We start from the raw sequence: 23,389 nt of genomic DNA on the forward strand, positions 1-23,389 counted from the left end.
AAAGTGAGAAGAACCCCTAATAGCGGCAACTACTAGGGGTTCGTTTTGTATCTACGTGAGATACCATATCTTTTCTTAGCTGTATTAGATTATAATCTATTTATAAATATAAAGTCAATATCAACTTATATCCTTACTATAATCCATCATCCAACCTCTCGAAAGCTCGTATTGCATTTCTGTTTCCGGATTTAACTATTGAGTAGGTAATATCACAATATGGTAAAATCGATGTGGCCTTCTCTGCTGTTGCTATAAGCACCAGTTGCAAATTCAACTTCTTAAACATGTTCATCATAGGCTCGATTCTGTCGCTGGTCATATTGTTAAATGCCTCATCCAACAATATCAACCTCATAGATTCTTCCTTACTTTGCTCATAAATTTGCAAAAGTGACGAACATATTGCTACATAAAACGGTGCTTGATTTTCTCCACCGCTTCCCTCACCGCTTACCTTTGATAATGCAACTTCCTTCTCTGTCACTGAATTTTTTATAATAATATCATAGTCCAAATAAGTCCTATAATCCACATACATTCCCATACTCTTTGCCTTTGACTTTTGACCTGTTAGATTTTGTTTTGCATGCTCTTCCACATCTATCATTATTCTGCTCATAAAGTCATCAATCTGACTTTCAAATACCTCGGACTTATTTACCTCAGCCATATATGCAAGCATATCATTTTCTCTGTCAATTTGCTGATTGTCCTTATCCATAATAATATCGTAGAAAAGCCCCAGTTCCTTATCTTTGCTCTTGTCAATGCCGAATCTATAGCTTTCCTCACCGTATTCCAGATTTTCCATAACACGATTTATTTGCTTAAACTGCTGCCTTGCCCTTAAGATATCGTCCTTCATCCTAAACAGCACTTCCTTGCGAAATCTGTCCTTACAGCGAATTTGGGCCTGTGCAAGTTCATTCTTATGTCTTTCCAGCTCAATATTTTGCAGGGTAAGGTATTCTTGCATGTACCGATTCGCCCCTTCCAAGCCTATTGCATAGTCACAAGTGTATGTAGCGGTATACTTTTGTTGCAAAGGTATCAATTCCTGATTTAAATAGCTGTTTAATGCTATATTATCCTGTGCCATACGATTTGAAAAATTATATGCAATAGCGGAAGCTTTTTTAGACTTTCTTTCATTCAAATATTTCTTTTCCACATCAAGTGCAAACTCCGAATATCCTTTTATACTGTTTTCATATACAGTTTTAAGCTCTTCCAGATTATTTTTAAGCTCTTCTATAATCAGATTTGATTTTCTTATATTATCGCTGATATTTTGCTTTTTTGCCTTGGTATCTGTTATCTCATCTCTTATATCATTTACATTCTTTTTGCATTCCTTGACTCTGTCATACATTGCAAGCAATATAGGATTTTGCATAAATTCTTCTATCTTCTTAGCTATATCCGCTATCTTTATTCCAAGCTCCTTAGCTTTTTTCCCTGATTCACAATACATTTCAAGCTTACTAAAGCCCTCTCCGGCTCTAAACCTTGTATATCCGTTATATACGAAGTCAAAGCTTTTCTTTGCATCTTCAAGCTTTTTCAACCCACTTTGTATATCCACAAGTTCTTTTTTTGCGGCTTTTAACTGCTTTTCAATGGCATCCACACCGATGAAATGTTCTCTTTTTGCCATTCTCTGTAAGCAAAAGCTTTGAAATCTAAGTCTGTCCTTAGTAACACTCTTTGAAAATTTCTCCAAATCATCTGACGATTCGCAGCAGATAACATCTTTCATCACAAACCTTGCATATGCCTTGGCATATATATTTTCAGATTCAATCTTATCCCCCAGATAAGACTCTTTCTCAATCTTATATTCTACATTCTTTATTTTTCTTGTATCTATAAGTCCTATACCGTTGACCTTATCACCCAAAGAGATAAAAACTTTCTTTGCCAAAATATAATTATCAGGTTCTACAATAATATTAAATCTCTGTGTATTTAAGTAACACTCCACTGCATCCTGCCAGCTCTTGTCCGTCATATATAAGAGCTCACACAAAAGTCTGGCATCCGACTTCTTGCTTTGTTCACTCAAGGCCTCATTTATCTTGTCTCTGACAAATATTGCTTCTTTTGGATAACACATCACACCTGATTCAAGTGATTTTATTTTATTTGAAAGTCCATTACCTTCCTCATTTAACTTAGCTATATCAGTCCTTATTTTTGCATCATAGTTTTTTATTTGTTCTTCCATATCTGCAAAAATCTTAGCAATTCTTTTTATCTCTGCAATCTTTGTTTCTTCAAAACAATTTTCATCCCTTATGCAATTATCTATATCAAAAACAAATCCAAGCCTATTTAATTTATCCCTTAATACAAATAAGTCTTTAGCCACATTATCAAACTTTGCCGCTTCTTCTGTAAGTCTTTTCTCTTCAACTTTATTATTTTTATTTTCACTCTCAAGAGAGAGCATCTCCTTATTTTCAGCATTATTTTCGGCTGCTCTTTGTGCTTCATATAAGAGTTCTGAGGCTTTTGATTCTCTAACGGAAAGTTCTGTAATTTTTTCCTCCAACAAAGATAAACTTACTTCCCACTCATCAATAAGATATTTTCTTTCATTTGTTTCTTCTATATTTCCTTGAAGATTTGCATATGCAACCAATATCTCATTTATTTTCACCTTAACCAAAAGTTCTCTTGCATTCTTTATTTTTTCATTTATCTCCCTTAGTAAAGCCTCTCTGTCAGATGCCTCCTGAAGTATTTCCTGCAACCTTTCAAGCTCAATCATGTCCTTTTGCAAAAAATCAATGTTTACCTCCGGCTCCGGCAGAATATAAGTATAAATGAACTCTCTTATATCCTTTATATCCTCCAGACTTGTACCCATATGGAATACTTCATTAAATTTCTTTCCGATAGGAGAATCCGCCTCCCCTATACCAAGCATACGACAGATTTTTCTTCTGGCATCAGCCTGATTTGAAGCCCTGTCCATCCCCTTATTATCAAGCTTAAAAGCTTCTCTTGAAGCAGGGCTTTTTCCTTCTTTGCTCTTTACAAAAAACGGAATATCCAAAAGACTGTATCCCGGCTTTGTAATATACCAGTCCTGATATACTCCTCTAAGGTCCTGCTTTGGAGTTTCCGATTCCACACGTGCAATTATTACAAATGTCTTTTTAATAGCTTCGTCCAAAAATTCAATGCCTATATAGGAAACTGTATGCCCCGGACGAAGATAACTCTCCTCCGCTCTCTGTTTTTGGTGAACCGAGCCTAAAAGAGTTCTGCCGCTTTTTTTATTTCCGGCAGTATTAAAGTCCTTATTGGTGGTGAGGCAATACCTGATTGCATCCATTATAGTTGTCTTTCCTACTGCATTTACGCCCAAAAGATATGTGATATTTTTGAAATCTATAATGTCATCTTGAAAATTATGCCAATTTATCAGATTAAGTCTTGTCATTCTTATCATTCTTCATCCTCCTCTTCGGAATTTTCGTATTGAGAAAGTAACTTAACAGTTTCATCATATACTTTTGAAATATCGGTATCAGGCATTGCAAGCATAACGGAAGGATAGATCTGTATTTTTGCATCCATATCAACTAATTTGTCTGCTACTTGTACCAAATTATATCTTTTTATATTTCTTATGGAATCCTCTAAAAAAGCTCTGTCAAATTTTCTTGGCAAATTCAGCTTCTCATATTCATTTTTAATTTCCTCAACTGTAGTATAAATTCTGTCTTCATTGGTGGATAAACTTTCTCTCTTTTCTACGTATAAGAGCCTGAAAATAAGCAGGATAATGCTCTCATATTTCCTTAGTGCAATCCTTCCGCTGCCATGATTATTTATAAGCTGAACAACTCTCAAATTTCTATGAATGACCAAAGTATATCCGATAGGCAAAAAAATCTGTCTGAAACTTTCTTCATGATTTATAACATAGTAATACTTCTCTCTTGTAGTATCCACCGTTCCCATCAGAAAACAATTATTCAATAAATAATTAGCTATCTCTTCTTTTATATCTGTTGCCATTACCTTCTTTCCTCAACAATAAAATCTTTGAACCTCACACCATTTGACTCTACCACATTATCTCTAAGCCTTATATCATACTCTCTTTCTGAAGTCTTGGAATAGGTATACAGACCTATGATTTTTATTAAAGTATCCGGATCATTTTCAAATACCGAACTTATTTGCACTGCATGATTTCCGCTTAATATATCTCTTGCGAATCTGTTAACATTTTCAGATGTCAATGCATTTTTTATATATTCCATCATCTTGCGATTTTTCTCGTCTATAAGCTCTTGGTCCAGTTCCTCAATAATATCCATAAATTCAATAGCCGTAGGCTTTCTCTTTTTAACAGGCGTGGAAAGAGAGTTACAGTCAAAGAAGTTTTGTCCGAATATCTGAAAAATATCATATGCAACGCTGTCATCTTCATCATATACATCCTCTTTACTGTTTATCTGACATGCGTAAAATCTTAGAATATTATTGATTTTGCTCTTACTGCTTCCGTCAGACAGAAGCAAAAATTGTGCTCTTTGCACTGCCCTGGTTCTATATAAAATATGCCTGTCATCAATAGTTCGCATTATCGCTTCCATTTCCTCTATATCCATACGAAGCTTTTGTATAAGCTCTTTTATTTTTATACCGGCCTCATCTCTTTCAACACGCTCGGTATCCATATAATCCAGAACCAAAGCATCAAAAAGATTATCTTCACATCTATCAAGACTCTCATACAGACTGCTTCTATAATAAAACAGATTATCATTTGTCTTAAATCTATGATATGATCCCACAACTATCTTTTCTTCATATTTCTCAAAAAAATCCAATATTTCTTCAGGACTTTTTCCCAATGTCAGATCATTTATATGGTCTTCAATAGATGCCGCCAATGTCCTGAGTGCTTGATTCAGATTGTCAAAGTCCTCAGAAGCTTCTTTTAAAACTCCTTCATAAGGGCTGCCTTGTTCCGATATATGTTCAAACATCGAATATATTTTAAAAAGCTTTCCCTTATAGGTGATGATAGTAGGACTGATAATCTCCTGAAAAGATTTCAATATAGGCACCACCTTATAATGAATTGCCAGATTATCCTCATCCTCATATTCACCCGGCTTTTCCAAAAGCCACCCTGTATCTCTAAGTCTTCTTATAAAGCTTCCGGCAATAATCCGTATATCTGCTATATTTCCACTTGCCTCTTCCTGCTCTTCCATATCCAGTTCAACATTCTCATTAAGTCCCAGGAGATATTCCTCCGCCATATCAAAAATTGTACTTTTTTCTATAGCATACATCGGCATCCGCTTGCACTTTTCCCAAATAAGAGCCAGAATATCTACATATTTTCTTTTATTTGTCCCTGTCAAAGGTCTGAACAGATTTTCATCTACTTCATCAAAAATATTCATACTATATTAATTCCAAATACTGTTCCAACGGTATACCACGGTACTTATCTGTCTCTCCTTTTTAACAACTATGTACTGATTATATCATACTTTTTTCTACTTAAAAACAGACCTTACGCATCAGCGAAAGGCCTGTCAGCAATCATAAAGGTATTCAAATTTTAATTATGGGTGAATTACATCATAATTTGCCACATCATAATATCCGTCAGGATCTGCATCACTTCCAAACCATACATGTGCATAATGTCCATCAATGGAAACTCCCATGGTCTTTAAATCAGACCACATTCCACCGGTAATCATTACCTCGTTATGTGCGGATGAGTTCTTCCATAATCCAAGTGCCGTTTCAGGGCTTATCATTCCACCGTATTTTGAAGAAATTTCATATCCGTTTCCTGTATAATTTGTAATCTCCCTTGGCTTGCTCCACATGCCGTTTGCATAGCTATGATCTCCTGTATAAACTAAACGTGTCCAACTTCCGTTTCCTGACCAGCTATGAAGATTACCCTGCACACCTCTGGAATCTACCTGATTTTCAGGTGTGTATGCATTTGAATCACTTACATGTGCTCTTGCAACTTCTGTAAGAGATTTTGAGAATGACAACTTCGGTAATCCAAGGCTTTCTCTATATGCATTGATCATATAGTAAAGCTTTGCCTCCTTCTCACTAAGTCCCATTGCCTTTAATGCTTCAATCACCTGAGTCTCCTGAGTGGAAACTGCAGGAGTAGTTGTATTTGGAGTCGTTAACGTATTATTTCCAGTATTTCCTGCTGTGCCTACACTGCTACCTGATGAAGAGCCCAAACTGCTACCATTTCCACCGGAGCCGCCTGAACCGCCACCACCTCTTCTGCTTCCACCGGAACCGCCTGATCCTCCACTACTTCTTCCGCCACCTGAAGAACTTCTCTTTGTTCCGGATCCGCTTGTTTTACTTATATTTACAGCAGCCTTACTTACTCCTTCCACCCATTTACCTGTGGCATCCACATAATACCCGTCCGGTGTGGAAGTACTTACAAGCATAGCTCCGTCAGCACCAAGATAATAATTTCCTATCCAACGATTTTCAACCATATAGCCGATACCGTCAAAATAGTACCACTTATCCTTAATTAGTTTCCATGCATTTGTAGGGTACGTTCCGTCCGCCTCTTCATACCACCATCCCTTATCATTCCTCTTCCACTGTGCTTCATTTGCAGCCATAACAGGTATCACTAAAAGAGCTGAAACCGTTACTGCCGATACGGAACACATTAACTTTTTGAATAAATTCATAAACACCTCCAACATTATAAAGTGGTTTTAATACTGTTATGTTATATATTAACATTTTTGTATCTACATATTCAAGTATAATAAATTATTCCACTATATCTCTTTTGCAAGCATCTACCCTTACCTCACCGTCAGCAATAAAACTGATTTCATTTGCCTCGACAGGAGTATAGATTCTCGAGCTTAATGCTTTTTTTCCACCGTTAACAAATATCTCTACACTGAATCTGTCAAGTAATATACTTAGACTTAACTTTCCTGACTTGACATCTATATCTATCTTTCTCTCATCAATAGCATCTTTGGTCAAACCTGAAAATCTTCTTGAAAACTTCAATGTTTTCTTTTTAAAATTTATCTTTATAAAAGAATTGTATCTATGATTTGCCGCCAAATATATAATACATTCCTTTGCATCAATCTTTTCGATATCCAAATCAAGTCTTGCAACCCTTGAATTTAACTCTGTATCTTGAAATTTATTATCATTACTTAAACAAAAGCTTGTTTTATACTCGTTTTCATAATGTTTTTCTAGCTCTGTTGCGGGCATTTGATAAATAATATTTTTCTTTAATTCAAGCTCCCTTGGATATGTCATCTGGCCACACCATTTTGCACCATCAGGAGTTAAGTCATTACCCCAGTCATGTAGCCATGCGACCGAAAGAGTTCTCTCATTAACGTTTAGACTTTGAGGTGCATAATAATCAAAGCCGAAATCCAAAGTTCTTGCTTTATCTATAGGGGTAAATCTGTAGAGTTTTTTATCATATTCACCTACAAAATATAATACCTGATGTCCGTTAAAGTATTCTCTGCCCTTTGCCTGCATCTCCATAACAGAGACTACCAATATATACTTATCATGAAGTTTAAAAAAATCAGGACATTCCCACATCTTGCCATAATCACCGTTGTTTTCAAAAAGAATATTTTTATATTCCCAGTCAATCAGATTGGTTGAAGCAAAAAGCAGTATACTACCAAGACCACTTTCATTCTTTGCGCTTACTATACAATAATAAATGCCGTCTTCTTTCCAAATTTTAGGATCTCTAAAATCTATACCGCTAAATCCCCTAGGTAGATGTTCCACTCTTATTACAGACGCTTTAGATATACTTCTATAGTTAACTCCGTCACCGGCTTCTACAGTCTGCTCTTCTTTTCCGTCATTATGTACGGTGTAAATAAGTATATGTTTATCTCCATCACAAATTGCCGTTCCGGAGAAGCACTGTCCCTTTATTTCATCATCCGGTGCCAATGCAACCGGTAGTCTGTCCCAGTTTACAAAGTCTTTACTCTTTGCATGTCCCCAGTGCATAGGACCCCATTTTATATCATATGGGTTATATTGATAAAACAAATGATATTCATCGTCAAAGAACGAAAAACCGTTCGGATCATTCATCCATCCTATATCCGGAGTAAAATGATAAACCGGCCTTTCAATATCTTTTATTTTTAATTTGTTCTCTCTAAAATATTCATTCGCTTTTTCTTTGTTGTTCATATCATTACCACTTGTCTTTCTAATTTGTAGTCATGCCCTGTCTGAATTCTATATCAAGTACTTTGGTATTTCTGTCAACCTTCTCACCGTTTATAATGGCATGCAGACTGTCAACAGCGACCTTTGCCAATTTATCAATAGGTTGCACTATAGCACTTGGGCTCGGATATGCCGTATTTAAAATAAAGGTTCCGTCGTATGCAACCACTTTTAAATCATGCGGCACTCTCTTTCCCATACTCAAAGCCTTTTTCATATATAGTAAGGCATGAGTATCCGTTGCAAAAACGCCGTCCACATTCGGATACATACTGAAAGCTTCATCTATATTCTCCTGAATAAATTTTTCTTCAAAATTATCCATATTAGGCTTATACTCACGACATATAAGTCCTGCTTTTTTTATTTCTTTGGCAAACGCCTTATGCCTCTTTATAAAAGGATAATTTTTTGTAGTTGCATCGGTAAATTGCAAAACTTCCTTACATCCACTTTCTATCAAAGCTTTAGCCGCAAGCTTTCCACCTTTTTCATGATCTACAGTTACAATCAAAATATCATCATTCAGTTTTGGCGTATCAAATCCGACTATCGGTCCTTTTATCTTCTTATAACTGCTATAATCCAAAGTATGTGTACCGGTTATTATTCCGTCCACCATATTTCTCTCAAGCATCTCAAGATAAGCCTCTTCATTTGTTGCTTCACCTATAGTATTACAAAGCATTGTCTTATAGCCATACTTTCTAAGACGATTTTCCACTTCACTGTAAAGTGTCGCATAATATGGGTTACCTATAGCCGGTGTAATTACAGCAACTATGTTTGTCCTGTTTCTGAACAAATTTCTCGCAAGCTCATTCGGCTTATAATTTAACTCTTCTATTACTTCTTCAACTTTTTTTCTTGTTTTCTCTGAAACATATCCGCTGTCATTAATTACTCTGGAAACAGTACCTACTCCTACACCTGCTTTTTTTGCAACCTCCTGTATACTTGACATATACCCCTCCACCTAAATTTCTACAGTTAATCTAACCTTTTATTCCTGTAGATGCAATACCTTCTACATAGAATTTTTGCATAAATATATACATAAGTATCATAGGTATGGATGCCAATGTAAGAACTGCCATAATAACACCGTAATGTATAGGGCTTACTCCTACAAATATCTGTACTGCAAGTTGTACCGTTCTCTTTTCTTCTCCTGTAGTTATAAGGAAAGGCCACATAAAGTCATTCCATCTGGATACGAAATCAAGTATAAGTACCGTTGCAAAAACAGTCTTTGAAATCGGCATAATTATTTTAAAATATGTTTTTATAGGTCCACAGCCATCCACTTTAGCGGCTTCTATAAGCTCATCAGGAATTCCTATAAAATATGAATAAAACATGTAAATTGAAAAACAGTTCATCATAAACGGAATTGTAAGTCCGAGCATTGTATTTACCCAGTTTAACTGAGCCATTTCTATATACAAGGGTAAAATTATCGCCTCAACAGGCATTGACATAAGTGCTATTACAATAGTAAGGCTTATTCCTCTGAATCTGTATTTCATCTTAGCAAGTGCATAACCGAACATAGATCCTAAAAGTAAATCACCTATCAGTACAATACCTATATATACCAATGTGTTTTTTAATATTGTAAATACTTTTATTCTTTCAAAAACTTCTACATAATTTGCCAAAGTAAAGTTCTTTGGAATAAATGTAGACAATGAGTTCAAATTTGAAAATATCTCAAGTTCCGGCTTAAATGATGAAGCAAGCATCCACAATAACGGTGATACAAATATAAGACCTACTATAGCATTTCCAAGATAAAAAATAATATTACCAAGCACTTTATTTATCTTCTTATTATTCATATTACCTCCTAATTTGTCTTACTTATCTTTTTAACTATAATTGACAATGCAACAACTATAATAAAAAATACTGTTGCTATACTGCAGGCATAACCGAAGTTTCCTTTCTGAAAGCCCTGTTCATAAATATAGAAAACCAATGTTTTTGTTGCATTTCTCGGTCCGCCCTTTGTCATAATATACGGCTGGGTAAAAAGCTTCATAGCCTGTATAAGTGTTATCATAAGTACATACTTTATTGTATTTATAAGTCCCGGAAGAGTTACATATATAAGTTTTGCAAACCAGTCCGCTCCGTCTACACTTGCAGCTTCGTACTGCTCTGTAGGTATTGCATTTAATCCGGCAATAAAAATCATCATCTGATAGCCTGCACCCTGCCATGCCGACATGAATATTATGGAATTCATGGCAGTCTTCGGATTGTTTAAAAAATCTATAGGCTGCATACCTATACTCTTTAAAAAGGCATTTATAAGTCCTGTATTTGCATTGGAATTATAAAGAATTGTCCAAAGTACAGCAATAATTACCATTGATGTTATCTGAGGACTGTAATAAAGTGTTCTGAATATAGCTACACCTTTTTTCTTACCTGACACCATAAGTGCAAGTACCAATGCCAGTGTACACTGTACCGGAACAACTATCACTGTAAAATATACTGTGTTTTTCAATGCCACATAGAAATTCTCATCATGAAACAGCTTTACATAATTACCTATTGCATTGAATTTTATATTGTCCGGACGCACTACCTGATATGTAAAAAATGAGTAGTATATAGTATATATTATAGGGATTATCAAAAAGGCAACTAAAAGAATAATAGCCGGTGATGACATTATAAATCCCGCAAGATTGTCACTGTATTCTTTTTTGCCTTTCTTATTTACTCTTTGTAATGTAGCCATATTACATCCTTTCTACAAAAGGCCTGGCAATTTGCCAAGCCTTTCAAACCATACCGCTATTTAAAATTTTACTTATAATACATCTCATAATTTTCATCAAAGTTCTTAGCTACATTATCAAGCTCTTCCTTTGCATCTGCTCCGGCAAAGATATTTAACATAGCTGTTGAGAAGTCTGTTGAAAGTACTGAGTATGAAGGTGTTCTAGGTCTTGAAACTCCTGTGTTTTGTAACTGCCACTTCATAAGAGCTCTTGCACCGCTGTCCCAGCCTTCCATCTTATCATAAGCTGATGTTCTTGATGCAGGCTTAGCAACCGCACTTGCATAAGATGCAATATTGTCACTGTTCATTGCCCACTGTAAGAACTTTCCTGCAGCATCAGGATTCTTTGAATCTCTTGTAATAGCTGCAGCCCAGTCACCTGTCGGTGAAGCTGCCTTTCCGTCATCTGCTACAGGGAAATATGATACGCCCCAGTTAAGGTTTGACTTCTCAAGATCTGCAATATTCCATGAACCGCCAAGTAATGTAGCAGCTTTACCGTTAAGGAACTCGTCCTTTACAGGGTCAAGATTTGCATAACCGTTCTTAATAAACTCATTTAAATACTCTGCTGTCTTTATACTTGCATCAGAGTTTACATATCCGTCAGCTTTTGAACCGTCTTCATTTACAAACTCGGCTCCACCCTCTGTAAAGAACTGTCCTAAAGCATAGATGATTCCCTCACCCTTATCCATGATTATATTTGTTCCTACATAATCATCTGTTGTAAGCTTCTTTGCATTGTCAAGGAACTGACTCCATGTCCATGCCCCTTTTATATCCGTATCTGAAGGATACGCTATTCCCGCCTTATCAAGGTAATCCTTATTATAGAATAATGCTACTGATGACTCTGTAGGAGCTATTGCATAAAGCTTTCCGTCATAAGTATCAGCCTGAACCGTACTTGGCATAAAGTCCTTTAAATCATCTGCAGTAAAATAACTGTCAAGCGGAACTGTAATACCGTTTGCCGCATAGTATGAAACCATAGGCCCGTCTACATATAAAATATCCGGAAGATTTCCTGAGGTTGTAGCTGTTGTAATCTTATTCTCATATGCATATGCATCAGCTCTGTCGATAGCTTCTCTCTTAACTTGAATATCAGGATTTTCTTTATTCCACTGATCGATCTTCTCTACCCACCATGCCTCAATAGCTGCCGTATCTGTCGGACTCCAAATAGTTACATTGGTAACACCGTCTGCACTCTTACTTTCTGTTACCTGTGACTCACCTGCACTGCTTGAATCTGCCTGTTTTGTTGTGCCTGAGCTGTTTCCGCAAGCCGCCAACATACCTCCAAGTGCCAAAACACCTAAAGTTCTTAAAACTTTTTTCATGAATATACCTCCTAAAATATTTACATAAGATACTACTTACAAGTAGTTTGGTTTATAAGTTTTTCCACGAAGTCTCATAAAACATACTGTTCTTACATTTTAACCTGTATTATTTTTTTGAAACTCATTTGTGGAACGCGTTCCATATCTTTAAATGTATTTTATCATATACAATAAAAATGTCAATATAATATTTCACATTTATCTTTGTCTATTTTGCACTAAGCTAAAAAAGACTGATAACCTGTCACTGCAAGTCATCAGTCTTTTATGTATAATATTATGCTTCCTGTATTAATTTACTAAAATGCCTATAAACTTCCTTTAAAATCCAAGATTATCATTAACAAGAATAACATGTATTCTACCCTCATGACGAGAGTATCTGGTAATCAAAAACTGGCAGCAGATAGTGTCAGGTGATTTACAGTCTGAGCATTTTCCTGTAATCTTGCAAGGAGTCTTTATATCAAATCTTTGTGTATTTGCTGTAGCGGCAACATTTCTGGCACGCTTCATAGCACTGTCTATATCGGAACATATCTTATTGATTCCAACAATAAACACAACTTTTTTCGGTCCCTGTGCTATACATGATACACGATTGGCATTCCCGTCAATATTTACAAGAACTCCGTCATCTGTCATAGCATTTGCACTTGAAAGAAATATATCGGCATCATATGCCGCCAAAAGAGCTTCTCTTGGTTTCATCTTAGCCCTGTCCATATAATTATAATTGCCCTGCTCAAGTGTGGAAATCAAACCGATTTCATTTGCACTCATACAGCCTCCCATAGCAATGTTGCTATTTTCCGGTATAAGTTCAAGCGCAATCTTAAGTGCCTCTTCTTTATCCTTTGCATAGTACCCTGTCATATTTCTGGTTTTTAAACCTTTGATTACGGTATCTGCCAGCATTTCATTTCTCTTTTTTAAATTCTCGTTCATATATTCTCCTCTTACTTAATTAATATCAATATATTTGAGCATTGAATTTTTCTATTTATCCAAGACCCTTGCTCTTTCAAGTGCCTTATCTATATTCTCACAGAAGTTTTCTCTTCCCGCCTTTTCTAAAAACCCTGCCTTTTCCATTACTTTCATCGGTTGCTCATTTACATGAGATAATATCAAAATCATATTTCTTTTTTTGCAAATTTCAAGCAACTCTTCCAAAGCTTCCAGTCCTGAAATATCCATTGCCGGTACATTTCTCATACGAAGAACCAGTATATTTTTTTCGTCTTCATTTGCTATATTAAGTAAATCTTTTGTAGCACCAAAAAATAATGCACCAAAAATCTCATAAACTATTGTATTTTTAGGTACAGCCTTCAAGTCGGAATTTAGTGCATACTCATCCGAGTTTGATTTATCCACCCATTGGCGTACATTTGCAATATCGGACATACGCTTTAGGAAAAGAAATGCCGCAAGAATCATACCGAATTTTATGGCCATTACCAGGTCAAAGAGCACCGTTAAAAATAAAGTAATCAATAAAACAGCAATATCACTTTTAGGTGCTGTTTTTATTATGTGTACCACATTTCTCCATCCGCTCATATTGTAGCCGACTATAATAAGAATGGCCGCCAGACAACTCATCGGAATAAGTGATGCATATGGCATCAAGAATAACAATATAAGCATAAGTGTAATTGCATGAATCATACCTGCAATAGGTGTTCTTCCACCGTTTTTAACATTGGCGGCAGTTCTTGCAATAGCTCCGGTAGCAGGTATTCCTCCAAAGAGTGCCGACATTATATTGCCGACTCCCTGTCCGATAAGCTCTGCATTCGGACTGTGATGACTCCCTGTCATTGTATCCGAAACCACACAGGATAAAAGAGATTCTATAGCCGCCAATATTGCTATAGTAAATGCAGGTGAAATCATCAAAGATATAAGCTCAGGTGTTATCTTCGGAATACTAAATTCCGGAAGTCCGGCTTTTATGGTATATAAGTCACCTATAGTTTTAACCGGAAGATTTCCGAACTTTACAATTAAGGTAGTAGCAATGATGGCAATCAAAGATCCCGGAATCTTCTTAGATACCTTTGGCCAGAATATTTGAATCAATAGCGCCAAAAGTCCTATCAAAAATGTAGCAATACTTAATGTATAAAAGTTCTTAAAAAGTGCAATCATCTTCTCTACAAATTCTGCCGGTACAGCTCCCATCTGTAGTCCGAAGAAATCTTTTATCTGTCCGACCACAATGCTTACGGCTATACCGAAGGTGAATCCTAGTGTAATAGTCTTCGGTATGAACTTTATTAAGTCTCCAAGTCTGAAGATACCCATAAGTATCAGCATAAATCCTGCTATTATGGTGGCAACTGTAAGTCCTGCCATTCCATACTGAGCCACTATTCCATAGATTATTATAACAAATGCCGCTGTAGGGCCTCCTATCTGCACTATGCTTCCACCCAGAAATGAAATAAAAAATCCGGCAACCACAGCTGTATACAGCCCCTGCTCAGGATTTACACCTGATGCGATAGCCAGCGCTATTGACAGCGGCATTGCAATAATTGCAACTATGATACCTGAAATCAAATCCTTTACAAACTGCTCTCCGGTGTAACCTTTTAATGCTTCAAAAATCTTAGGTCTTATATAACTTAAGTCCACATCTCCTCCCATATGTTCTAAAAAATTGAGCCATTACTCTTAGAACACTATGACTTTATGATAGCATAGACAAAATATAATCTACAACACCTATGTATACAAAAGTTCTAAAATCCTATCTTCTATTTCATACTATTCTTAAGTATCGTACTGATATGGTTTCCCTTTTGTCTGTAGATACTCGCAGTCGCATATATCATAGGTGATTTGCATGTGATTCCCTTGTACTCCGGACTTGTTAAAATAGGCATACTATAGAATACATTTTTCCGGTTCATCCAAAGACTCTATGCTGTAGTCCGGTTTTAAATTATTTTCCCCGGCAAATATATCTGTAAAATATTCCATTTTAAAAGGTATAAGCATAATCCATTCTTCAAAGTTTTCTTTTGTATAGCTCATATTTTTACTCTCCTTATTTCTATTTATCTACGTATTCTCTGATTTTATAAATATTATACAAAGGAATATTTGTCATCCATTCCTGCTCACGATAATCTGACATAGATGTACGAACAGCATACTTTGGATGATACTTTTCACAAAAGGCTTTAAGACTCTTTGCTCTCAAGTTCTCTTCCGCTTTAACCTCCAGAGGAATTATCGATGTTTTGCCTTGAATCATAAAATCTATCTCTCCACTTGAATTAGATGTGGAATAATAATAAGGCTCTATACCTTCCGATGCATTCTAGCAAAAGTATTTCGTCAACACTTTTAAGGCCGTAAAAATGTAATCTTCTACGCTTTTAAGGCCGTAAAAATGTAGTCTGTCGCACTTTTAAGGCTGTAAAATAGTTTTCTACTTATAAATCTAAATATCTTACATTCTTGGCTTATTGTAAATTACAATTCTTTCGGCGCTCTTCCCGAAGAAATGATAACCTGATCCTCCCTCGCTTATAACATCAAGAAGCTCATCAGGCTTCGTCACCAAGATACCGCCCATTACCGTTACGCCTCTTTTAAAGAATGCATCAGGTATCATACCTGCTGTAGGACCTGTAACCAAAATATCTGCACCTGGCTTACACATAGCCAGTAAATCGGGTAATGTATCATTAAGAATAGTAACGCCTGTAATAACATCAAGATCTGACTCCGGCAGATACACATTAGCATCCTTTGCAGGTGCAAAATGCTCCAGCTCTTTACCCTTTAGAGTACGTGAGTCCATCTCCAGTACTTTAAAATCTGCATCTGCTGCAAGAAGCTTCTTAAGCATCGGTACCAAAGCACCTATTACAACACTTTTTTTGCTCTCGGGAACCTCCATCACATCAAAAGAGTCTAAGTCTATCTCTATTTTATACTCCAAGTTCTTATTTTCCTCCCAGTAACAAGCCGAAAGTGCATTAAGTGTTGCAATAGCCAGTGTCTTTCTTAGAATATTTGCATGTGAAAGATCATCCAAATAGCTCTTTACACTCCTACCGCTTAGTTTACCTGATAAAGGCATAGCCTTTGCGGAACTTGGACAGCATACAGCCTCCGGAATCTCCTTAACAGGAGTAAAACAAAGACCTCCATGACCTGTACTTAATTTTACTCCTGAAAAGAACAGTCCGAACACCGCCCTTTCAACCACCATTTTATCCAGTCTCTCTCCAAAATACTTTTTTAAAATATCGGCACTTTCCTGTAATAATATATTCATTCTTTATTTCCTTTCCATTTAAATTCAGTTGGCAAATAACCATGTGATTAGCCATAGATTACGCTGCTTTCCACACTTACTATCTATTCCCGCCCCATTCCATATACTATTCCTTTATATCTACAATATCAATACATAAAGTGCTATAATAACACATGATTTTTTAATACTTTTACATAATCAAAGGAGATAAATGTAATGGGATTTTTTTTATCTACATTGGGCTTTGGTATATTTTCACTGCTGTGCTTTATTTTAGCTGTTTTTATATACTTTAGACTACTGATAGCTGTTTATACTTTTAAGAAGCTCCCTAAATGGATATATACTTTAGGTCATATCCAGATTACAAAAAGGCCTGTTCACCTTGACGATATTACAGATAAGCCCGCACTTATAGAGGCGAGCGTTTTTATGCTGTGTATTATTTTAGTTGATATAATAGCAACCGTTATAAATTACTTTAAATTACACAATATAGGGAAAGCAATTTTTTCCTGTTTACAAATGCAGTTTCCTATAATTATAGCTGCGATAATACTTTCCGGAATTACCAAACCTCTTATACGTTTTTTGATACCCTCATACCGTACGAAATATTCTTACTCAACTACCAATGCGTTGGATGTACTTATGTTTTTCGCCTCATTTGCATTCACTTTTTTTATATCTATAGCCGGTATTCCGGCTAAGCCTGTAAATGTACAGCTGGCAGGAACCAATGTGATTATCGGTTCAACAAAAGCTTCCGTGCTTCTTGATAACGGCTTTACCTTTAAAGAAAAAAATGCAGACAGTGAGATTATAAATACTAGAAGTGACCACTTTTACTATGGAGAATATTTGGAATTATATCTTGGTGATAAATCTTTCGGTCATGTTTGTGTAACACCGACATGGAAGGACTTTGATGAACTGAAAAACTGTACTGTAACATTATTTAAGGCTACAACTGATGATACAGATTTATCTGCTGTGAAGATTAACAATGTATCACTAACTGATTTAGAGCTTAACGACTTTGAAAATAAAGATTTGACAGATATTTTTTCACTGCATCTGATAGATTATGATGAGATGAAAGGACCTTATTACTTTGTACTTACATTGCAAACTCATGACTATTCTCTTTGGAAGCGCTATCGTATAGAGGCTGATTTTAACTCCGATAACAGTCTTTCAAACTACACTGTAATGGCACAACATACTATATGGGAATAAAAAATGGAAAGCTTAAAGGGCTTTCCGCTTTTTTATATCAGATTATCTAACCTGAATTATTCACGGCATAATATTTAAGTTAATTACCGTGCTATAAATCTTTAAACTTAACCCATGACGCTATAACTGACTTAATACACCTAAAAAATGTGCAGACTTCCCCTAGGTAGAGTTTACAAGTAGTTATCAAGCTGTCAAGGTTCATTATTAGTTGTTATTCAAACTGTATACATAGATTACTGATATTGGATAGGGTCTTATAGAACTCATCCTTATATGGGCAACTGCTACACAGCTTGAATGTTATATACCTTGCTGAACGGATTACTTTTGCTGCAATCTTTAGCAGTTTTAGACGTACAGTATCAATGCGTTGTTTTCTCATATTTGCAGATAACACCAATCGTCTAAACCAATTAAATATGTTATAAGCAAGTGCATGTATTTGAAGCCTGTTGGCATTTACAACTCTTGTATGACTGCTTACAGAAGCAAAGTCAAAACCTGTTTTGCTTTCCTTTATGAAGTTTTCCATCAAGCCTCTTTTGCAATAGAACTTGATAAGATATTCAGGGGATGACTCCATGTTTGTAACAATGAATGTATACATGTAAGTCATTTGGTTTTCAGGTTTTTCAACTTTACAGACAACACGTCTTTCATAAGGCCAAGGACCTGCCTGATACATGAATTCACCATAAACTACAGCATAATCTACTTTGTTGTTTTTTGTGATTTCATCAAGTTCATCTATAAGATATGATGCCCTATCACGAAGAACAGCATTTTCTTTCAAACGAATTACATAGCCGGTACCATTTTCTTCACACTGTTTATATAAACTGGGTGTTGCAAAGCCACTATCTCCACGAAGGAGAAGTTTAATTTCCGGAAAATCTTCAAGATATTCATCAAGGATAGGCTGAAGAAATTCTACAACTCCTGTGCTTGAATACTTAGTCCCGTCTCGAAGCTGAATTTTAATCAAATCTCCTGTGAGTCCATCATAGCAAACAAGTGGATGGTAACCGTTACTTTGATAGTGGAAGTTAAATGCTCTGCCTTCCTGTTTGCCATAGGCATTAAGAAGTGTTGAGTCCAAATCTAAAATGATAGCTTCAGGCATCTGAATGCTATAAACTTTCTTTCGAAGAATTTGATTTATTGAAAGGAACTGATTCAGTGAATCCTCATCCATTCGATTATGAAATCTTGAAATGGTTGGTTGTGATGCTAAAGTGTCTTTATTCAGCACTGCTTTAAACACAGGCTCATTTGTAAGTTCATCTGAAGCATCATCTTCAAAATACCCTGCAATGATCATATATATCATCTGAAGAAGGTTTTCTTTATCAGTGTGATAACGGAATAATGCAGAATCATTGGTCTTAAATGATTGTCTGAAAAGTTTATCAATTCCAAGTTTACTTACGAATTCTTTTATAAGAAGTAAGCCTGCATCAGAGGATAAATCTCCTCCATCGAAATTAATTTTAATTTTTCTATTGCTTTCAAGTGATAAGGTGTTTACAATACTCATAAAGGGCTCCTTTGTGTAATTTTTTTGAGTTTAAGCACCTTAATTTTACCACAAATGGACGCTCTTTTTTTCTTCACTTAATAAGTGAAAGCAATATTTTGTTAAAATATAGTAATTATGTGGCTTTCAGCCACTTTCATGGAGTTGCCAATGAATAATCTAGGATAAAAAATAAGCTCAAGGAAACATTTTCATAATGTTTTGTGCCTTGAGCAAAGCGAAAGGAATTGGAATAATTATGAAACCACTTACATGGGATACGACTTTTCAAGAGATAGAATATTTGTTAAAAAGTAAGGATTCGGATTTTATAGCTATTTGTAAAAGGCTACATTCTGGGGGAAATAGAGACGAAGTATATAAAGGTTATAGGGTTCGACATTTTGACTTTCTAATGGGTATTGTATTGGGGGGGGTACAATAATGAAGATTTTATAGATGCTTGTTATGAATCCAATCAAAATGCAACATGGAGTGCTAACTTTAATAAGTATATGTCAAATAAAATCAAAAGTACACAAAAAATAATGGACTTTTTGAAAAAATAGATAAAGAAAAGACCAAGTTGCGTGTGTTTCAAAATAAAACATGGTTGACAAATTTGAATGGTGAAGCGATTTTTGGAAGTATTTTTACGAAGCGAAATGAGGTTGTTGCAGAGGAAATGGAAAAAATGGTTAATTATTTAATTAAAGAAAGCGCAAAAAACATGACAGAAGAAGTTCAACTTCAACGTAACCTATTAATAGCCAATAAACAACTTATTATGAATGGTGCACCGGGTACTGGAAAGACTTATTCAGCAAGAAATGAAATTGCAGATGGATTAATAGATATTTCAGATGAATCCGAAAAAGAAAAAATAAAAAGAATACAATTGGATATGGTGCAGTTCCACCCATCCTATGATTATACAGATTTTATAGATGGGATAAGACCAGATTTATCAGCCGGTAATTTAAGTTATACACTTAAAAATGGTTCATTTAAGTCATTTTGCCGTAGAGCAGGAGTCGTAGAAAGAATATATGCAGCCGGAAAGATAGTTAATGCAAACAATATAGGTGATTTCCTTTCTGGTGAAGATAAAGAAATTAAGGACTTTTGGAAAAATAAAATTGAAGAAGATAAGTTGAAAGAGGCAATTGAAAATACAAATTTAAAAATAGGTGAAGGACATGGTAAAAATGATGATAAAGCAATGGTTGATTGTCTCCCTAAATTTCTATTCATTATTGATGAATAAATCGTGCTGAGATATCAAAAGTTCTTGGGGAAATTATGTATTGTTTGGATCCTGACTACAGAGGTCAAAAAGGTGCTATTTCAACCCAATATTCATCATTAGCTACTGACGACACATTTTTTATAGATAAAGAGAATGATAAATTTTTTATCCCTTCAAATGTGTATATTATTGGTACTATGAATGATATAGATAGAAGCATTGAAGTATTTGACTTTGCCTTAAGAAGACGATTTGCTTGGTACGAAATAGAGGCTAATAAAGTTATGGACACGGTACTGATTTCTATGGGAATAGATGAAGCACTTGGGTCGAATTATAAGGATTATAAAGACAAGATAAAGCAACTTAATCAGTCGATTATAGATGATTTAGGTCTAAGTAAGCACTATCATTTGGGTCCATCATACTTTGCTAAAATCAAATTATATATACATAATAATTATGAGTACAAAGATGCCAGAGAAAAGGTGTGGAACAACCATATTTCACAGATTTTAAAGGAATATGTTAAGAGTAAGAGTAAGTCGAAGGAGGTTGAAACTATTAAAGAGAACTTTATATTATAAATGGAGTATAAACTATGAAATATACCAATACTATTACTCTTAAAGATAATCAACAGCCTGATAAAGGCTATAACTTTGTTAGTGATGAAGAATGGTCTGATAAAGTTCATGAATTGCCAGAAAAAAGTAGAAAATCTATAGAAGCTGTTAGTTCAGTTAGTGAATTGCTGAAAGAACATAAAATAATTACCATACCACTAAATGTCAACTTAAATAATGATATGGCTATAGAAATAAGAAATAGCAAACTATATACATTTAACTGGGTTGGAGTTATATCTAAACCAATTGTTGATCAAAATAATGATGGATATAGGATAGAAATAAAATCTCGTTTTGATGAGGGAGATAAGCAATACTTTCTTCTCTACTTACTAAATTGTGTGTATGGATTTAATATGTTTAACTTAGATGTTAGTAGCAAGGAGGAAAGTGATTATATAATTATATTGATAGTTCTCTACCTGAATAAATTGATAGAAGCGTATAGCGACGGATTATATAAGGAATATATAAGGAAAGAATATAATGATTATAATTTTAAAGGAACGATGGATATAAATAGGCATTTAAAGCTCAACACTCCGTTCATGGGCAAAACAGCTTATACAATCAGAGAATATACATATGATAATGAAATATTATGTTTGATGCGACAGGTTATAGATTATATTGCTGAAAATCACTCTAAGATATGAAATGAATCTCTAAATAGTAAATCAATATTAAGCGAAATAGTTGAAGTGATAGAAAATGCAACACCCTCATATAGGATGAATTATAACTATGTAGAGGCTTTAAAGTGTAGAAGAGAGATTACACACCCTATGTATCAGAATTATGAGGGAGCAAGAAAGCTTGCGATTATGATATTAAATGAAGCAGGTCAAAATGTATTTGATGATGCGAAAGATTTATCATTAAGCTTGTTAATTGACATAGCTTGGCTGTGGGAAGAATTTGTTGCGGAGAAACTTTTGAAGGAATATAAGTATAAACATTCATTGTTCAGTAGAAAAGAAGGAAGTTTAGAGTGGGCTGCCGGGGAGCATTGGTATCCTGATTTTATAGAAGAAAAAGGCAACAAAGATGAAAACAAAGGACTAAGTATATTTGATGCCAAATACAAGCCTTGGAATTGGGAAAAAACTGGGGATATTCATCAATTGATTTCATATCTATTTATATCAGGCGGAGATAAATGCGGTGTTATATATCCTTTTGGTGAAGATGAAGATAAAAATAAAGATAAAGAACTGAAACAGAAGATTTTGTATCCTTTTAATAGTTTTTATAAAAAAGAAAAGCCGATATTCTACAGGCTACCATTGCATATCCCATCAAGTAAGACGAATGTAGATTATTCTGAGTACTGTAAAGATATGAATGAAAAAATATGTAAATGGAAGCAACACTTTTCTGAAGTTATTTTAAAAGTAGTACATTAAAAACCAGAAAGCCGTTTAATCTTTAAGGTTTTGTTATGTCAAGAATATATAAGATAATTATTTTTAGTATATGAATAAATAGAAAGGAATATATTTATGTGTGATTATATTAGACATATTATGTGGATTGAACTTTGGAAAGCTCCAATATGGAATGTATTGGTAGCCATAGGTACAGTTTCTTCAGTAATTGTGTCATTATATCTTGCGAATAGAAAGCCCAAGGTCGTTCGAAAGCTTAATATTGTAAAACAATTTAAAGAGTCTTACTCTAAAGGAGAGATATACATGTTTATAACAATTGAAAATATTGGAAATGTACCTATAATTTTAGATGAGTATGGACGAGAGTTTGATGAAAAGAATACTATAATGATAGACATTCAAGAGTTTATTGTTGATAAAGATGAATTTATTATAATTAACCCAAACGAAGCTAAATTAGTGACTTATAAATATAATTTTGGGCGTCAGTTTGAAGAAAATGATTCTAAAATTTGCAATTCACGTGAGTATAAATTATTTACTACAGCAAAGTTTAAAGCTAAAGATACTCTGGGGAATTATTATATAGAGGAATAAAACTTTTTGTAATTGTATCATAAACTTATAGTT

The 23,389-nt window shown here is 34.9% G+C and carries 18 protein-coding genes and 2 pseudogenes; 5 read left to right on the plus strand and 15 right to left on the minus strand.

What is annotated here, in order from left to right:
* Nucleotides 1-136: 136 nt before the first annotated feature.
* The 14 genes and pseudogenes from EHV10_RS07880 to EHV10_RS07945 all read right to left on the minus strand — a co-directional run bounded on the left by EHV10_RS07880 (nucleotide 137) and on the right by EHV10_RS07945 (nucleotide 16,750).
* Nucleotides 137-3,463, minus strand: a complete 3,327-nt coding sequence (locus EHV10_RS07880) for an ATP-binding protein (protein ID WP_128674168.1) — start codon at nucleotides 3,461-3,463, stop codon at nucleotides 137-139.
* Nucleotides 3,460-4,035: a DUF4194 domain-containing protein gene (locus tag EHV10_RS07885; RefSeq protein ID WP_128674169.1), complete on the minus strand. Its 576-nt coding sequence runs from the start codon at nucleotides 4,033-4,035 to the stop codon at nucleotides 3,460-3,462. The genes EHV10_RS07880 and EHV10_RS07885 overlap by 4 nt, the downstream gene beginning before the upstream one ends.
* Nucleotides 4,035-5,441 carry a Wadjet anti-phage system protein JetA family protein gene (locus EHV10_RS07890; protein ID WP_128674170.1) on the minus strand — a complete coding sequence of 469 codons (1,407 nt, stop codon included), beginning with the start codon at nucleotides 5,439-5,441 and terminating at the stop codon, nucleotides 4,035-4,037. Before EHV10_RS07890 ends, EHV10_RS07885 begins: the two co-directional genes overlap by 1 nt.
* Before the next feature lie 165 nt (nucleotides 5,442-5,606).
* A complete protein-coding gene (locus EHV10_RS07895; protein WP_128674171.1) occupies nucleotides 5,607-6,737 on the minus strand; it encodes a CAP domain-containing protein in 1,131 nt (376 codons plus the stop codon).
* Between the two features lie 85 nt (nucleotides 6,738-6,822).
* Entirely contained in the window at nucleotides 6,823-8,256 is a 1,434-nt protein-coding gene (locus tag EHV10_RS07900) for a glycoside hydrolase family 32 protein (RefSeq protein WP_128674172.1), read from the minus strand.
* Nucleotides 8,257-8,275: 19 nt separating this feature from the next.
* Nucleotides 8,276-9,259 (minus strand): LacI family DNA-binding transcriptional regulator, encoded by a 984-nt coding sequence (locus EHV10_RS07905; protein WP_128674173.1) that lies wholly within the window; start codon nucleotides 9,257-9,259, stop codon nucleotides 8,276-8,278.
* Nucleotides 9,260-9,290: 31 nt separating this feature from the next.
* Entirely contained in the window at nucleotides 9,291-10,136 is an 846-nt protein-coding gene (locus tag EHV10_RS07910; RefSeq protein ID WP_128674174.1) for a carbohydrate ABC transporter permease, read from the minus strand.
* A gap of 8 nt (nucleotides 10,137-10,144) precedes the next feature.
* Complete coding sequence (locus EHV10_RS07915; RefSeq protein WP_128674175.1) at nucleotides 10,145-11,050, minus strand: carbohydrate ABC transporter permease; 906 nt, start codon at nucleotides 11,048-11,050, stop codon at nucleotides 10,145-10,147.
* A gap of 68 nt (nucleotides 11,051-11,118) precedes the next feature.
* Nucleotides 11,119-12,444 (minus strand): ABC transporter substrate-binding protein, encoded by a 1,326-nt coding sequence (locus tag EHV10_RS07920; RefSeq protein ID WP_128674176.1) that lies wholly within the window; start codon nucleotides 12,442-12,444, stop codon nucleotides 11,119-11,121.
* Between the two features lie 324 nt (nucleotides 12,445-12,768).
* On the minus strand, nucleotides 12,769-13,395 hold the full coding sequence (locus tag EHV10_RS07925) for a lactate utilization protein (RefSeq protein ID WP_128674177.1): 627 nt from the start codon (nucleotides 13,393-13,395) through the stop codon (nucleotides 12,769-12,771).
* Nucleotides 13,396-13,446: 51 nt separating this feature from the next.
* Nucleotides 13,447-15,093 (minus strand): SulP family inorganic anion transporter, encoded by a 1,647-nt coding sequence (locus tag EHV10_RS07930; RefSeq protein WP_128674178.1) that lies wholly within the window; start codon nucleotides 15,091-15,093, stop codon nucleotides 13,447-13,449.
* 122 nt (nucleotides 15,094-15,215) lie between these two features.
* A pseudogene (locus EHV10_RS15395) lies at nucleotides 15,216-15,495 on the minus strand (hypothetical protein).
* 19 nt (nucleotides 15,496-15,514) lie between these two features.
* Nucleotides 15,515-15,769: a DUF4143 domain-containing protein gene (locus tag EHV10_RS07940; RefSeq protein WP_279221818.1), complete on the minus strand. Its 255-nt coding sequence runs from the start codon at nucleotides 15,767-15,769 to the stop codon at nucleotides 15,515-15,517.
* Between the two features lie 147 nt (nucleotides 15,770-15,916).
* Complete coding sequence (locus tag EHV10_RS07945) at nucleotides 15,917-16,750, minus strand: DUF364 domain-containing protein (RefSeq protein ID WP_128674179.1); 834 nt, start codon at nucleotides 16,748-16,750, stop codon at nucleotides 15,917-15,919.
* Between the two features lie 198 nt (nucleotides 16,751-16,948).
* On the opposite strand from EHV10_RS07945, the gene EHV10_RS07950 reads away from it, so the two are divergent.
* Nucleotides 16,949-17,971 carry a hypothetical protein gene (locus EHV10_RS07950; protein WP_128674180.1) on the plus strand — a complete coding sequence of 341 codons (1,023 nt, stop codon included), beginning with the start codon at nucleotides 16,949-16,951 and terminating at the stop codon, nucleotides 17,969-17,971.
* A gap of 214 nt (nucleotides 17,972-18,185) precedes the next feature.
* On the opposite strand, the gene EHV10_RS07955 is transcribed toward EHV10_RS07950, so the two are convergent.
* The gene (locus EHV10_RS07955; RefSeq protein WP_128674181.1) at nucleotides 18,186-19,511 is read right to left on the minus strand and encodes an IS1380 family transposase; all 1,326 of its coding nucleotides are present in this window, start codon (nucleotides 19,509-19,511) and stop codon (nucleotides 18,186-18,188) included.
* A gap of 601 nt (nucleotides 19,512-20,112) precedes the next feature.
* Here EHV10_RS07955 and EHV10_RS07960 point away from each other — a divergent pair.
* The 4 genes and pseudogenes from EHV10_RS07960 to EHV10_RS07980 all read left to right on the plus strand — a co-directional run bounded on the left by EHV10_RS07960 (nucleotide 20,113) and on the right by EHV10_RS07980 (nucleotide 23,356).
* Complete coding sequence (locus tag EHV10_RS07960) at nucleotides 20,113-20,757, plus strand: hypothetical protein (RefSeq protein ID WP_128674182.1); 645 nt, start codon at nucleotides 20,113-20,115, stop codon at nucleotides 20,755-20,757.
* Nucleotides 20,758-20,792: 35 nt separating this feature from the next.
* Nucleotides 20,793-21,326, plus strand: coding sequence for a 5-methylcytosine-specific restriction endonuclease subunit McrB (locus tag EHV10_RS07965; RefSeq protein WP_128674183.1), 534 nt, complete (start codon nucleotides 20,793-20,795; stop codon nucleotides 21,324-21,326).
* 221 nt (nucleotides 21,327-21,547) lie between these two features.
* Nucleotides 21,548-22,774 (plus strand): annotated as a pseudogene (locus EHV10_RS14970) (5-methylcytosine restriction system specificity protein McrC).
* A 96-nt stretch (nucleotides 22,775-22,870) separates the two neighbouring features.
* Nucleotides 22,871-23,356 carry a hypothetical protein gene (locus EHV10_RS07980; RefSeq protein WP_207667142.1) on the plus strand — a complete coding sequence of 162 codons (486 nt, stop codon included), beginning with the start codon at nucleotides 22,871-22,873 and terminating at the stop codon, nucleotides 23,354-23,356.
* Nucleotides 23,357-23,389: the final 33 nt, after the last annotated feature.

Source organism: Lachnoanaerobaculum gingivalis (assembly GCF_003862475.1).
In the GTDB taxonomy this organism is placed as follows: Bacteria; Bacillota; Clostridia; order Lachnospirales; family Lachnospiraceae; genus Lachnoanaerobaculum; species Lachnoanaerobaculum gingivalis.

What these genes read in the sequence shown, in the direction of transcription:
- EHV10_RS07880 (WP_128674168.1), bottom strand. Translation starts at nt 3,463, where the DNA reads ATGATAAGAATGACAAGACTTAATCTGATAAATTGGCATAATTTTCAA.
- EHV10_RS07885 (WP_128674169.1), bottom strand. Translation starts at nt 4,035, where the DNA reads ATGGCAACAGATATAAAAGAAGAGATAGCTAATTATTTATTGAATAAT.
- EHV10_RS07890 (WP_128674170.1), bottom strand. Translation starts at nt 5,441, where the DNA reads ATGAATATTTTTGATGAAGTAGATGAAAATCTGTTCAGACCTTTGACA.
- EHV10_RS07895 (WP_128674171.1), bottom strand. Translation starts at nt 6,737, where the DNA reads ATGAATTTATTCAAAAAGTTAATGTGTTCCGTATCGGCAGTAACGGTT.
- EHV10_RS07900 (WP_128674172.1), bottom strand. Translation starts at nt 8,256, where the DNA reads ATGAACAACAAAGAAAAAGCGAATGAATATTTTAGAGAGAACAAATTA.
- EHV10_RS07905 (WP_128674173.1), bottom strand. Translation starts at nt 9,259, where the DNA reads ATGTCAAGTATACAGGAGGTTGCAAAAAAAGCAGGTGTAGGAGTAGGT.
- EHV10_RS07910 (WP_128674174.1), bottom strand. Translation starts at nt 10,136, where the DNA reads ATGAATAATAAGAAGATAAATAAAGTGCTTGGTAATATTATTTTTTAT.
- EHV10_RS07915 (WP_128674175.1), bottom strand. Translation starts at nt 11,050, where the DNA reads ATGGCTACATTACAAAGAGTAAATAAGAAAGGCAAAAAAGAATACAGT.
- EHV10_RS07920 (WP_128674176.1), bottom strand. Translation starts at nt 12,444, where the DNA reads ATGAAAAAAGTTTTAAGAACTTTAGGTGTTTTGGCACTTGGAGGTATG.
- EHV10_RS07925 (WP_128674177.1), bottom strand. Translation starts at nt 13,395, where the DNA reads ATGAACGAGAATTTAAAAAAGAGAAATGAAATGCTGGCAGATACCGTA.
- EHV10_RS07945 (WP_128674179.1), bottom strand. Translation starts at nt 16,750, where the DNA reads ATGAATATATTATTACAGGAAAGTGCCGATATTTTAAAAAAGTATTTT.
- EHV10_RS07950 (WP_128674180.1), top strand. Translation starts at nt 16,949, where the DNA reads ATGGGATTTTTTTTATCTACATTGGGCTTTGGTATATTTTCACTGCTG.
- EHV10_RS07955 (WP_128674181.1), bottom strand. Translation starts at nt 19,511, where the DNA reads ATGAGTATTGTAAACACCTTATCACTTGAAAGCAATAGAAAAATTAAA.
- EHV10_RS07965 (WP_128674183.1), top strand. Translation starts at nt 20,793, where the DNA reads ATGTATTGTTTGGATCCTGACTACAGAGGTCAAAAAGGTGCTATTTCA.
- EHV10_RS07980 (WP_207667142.1), top strand. Translation starts at nt 22,871, where the DNA reads ATGTGTGATTATATTAGACATATTATGTGGATTGAACTTTGGAAAGCT.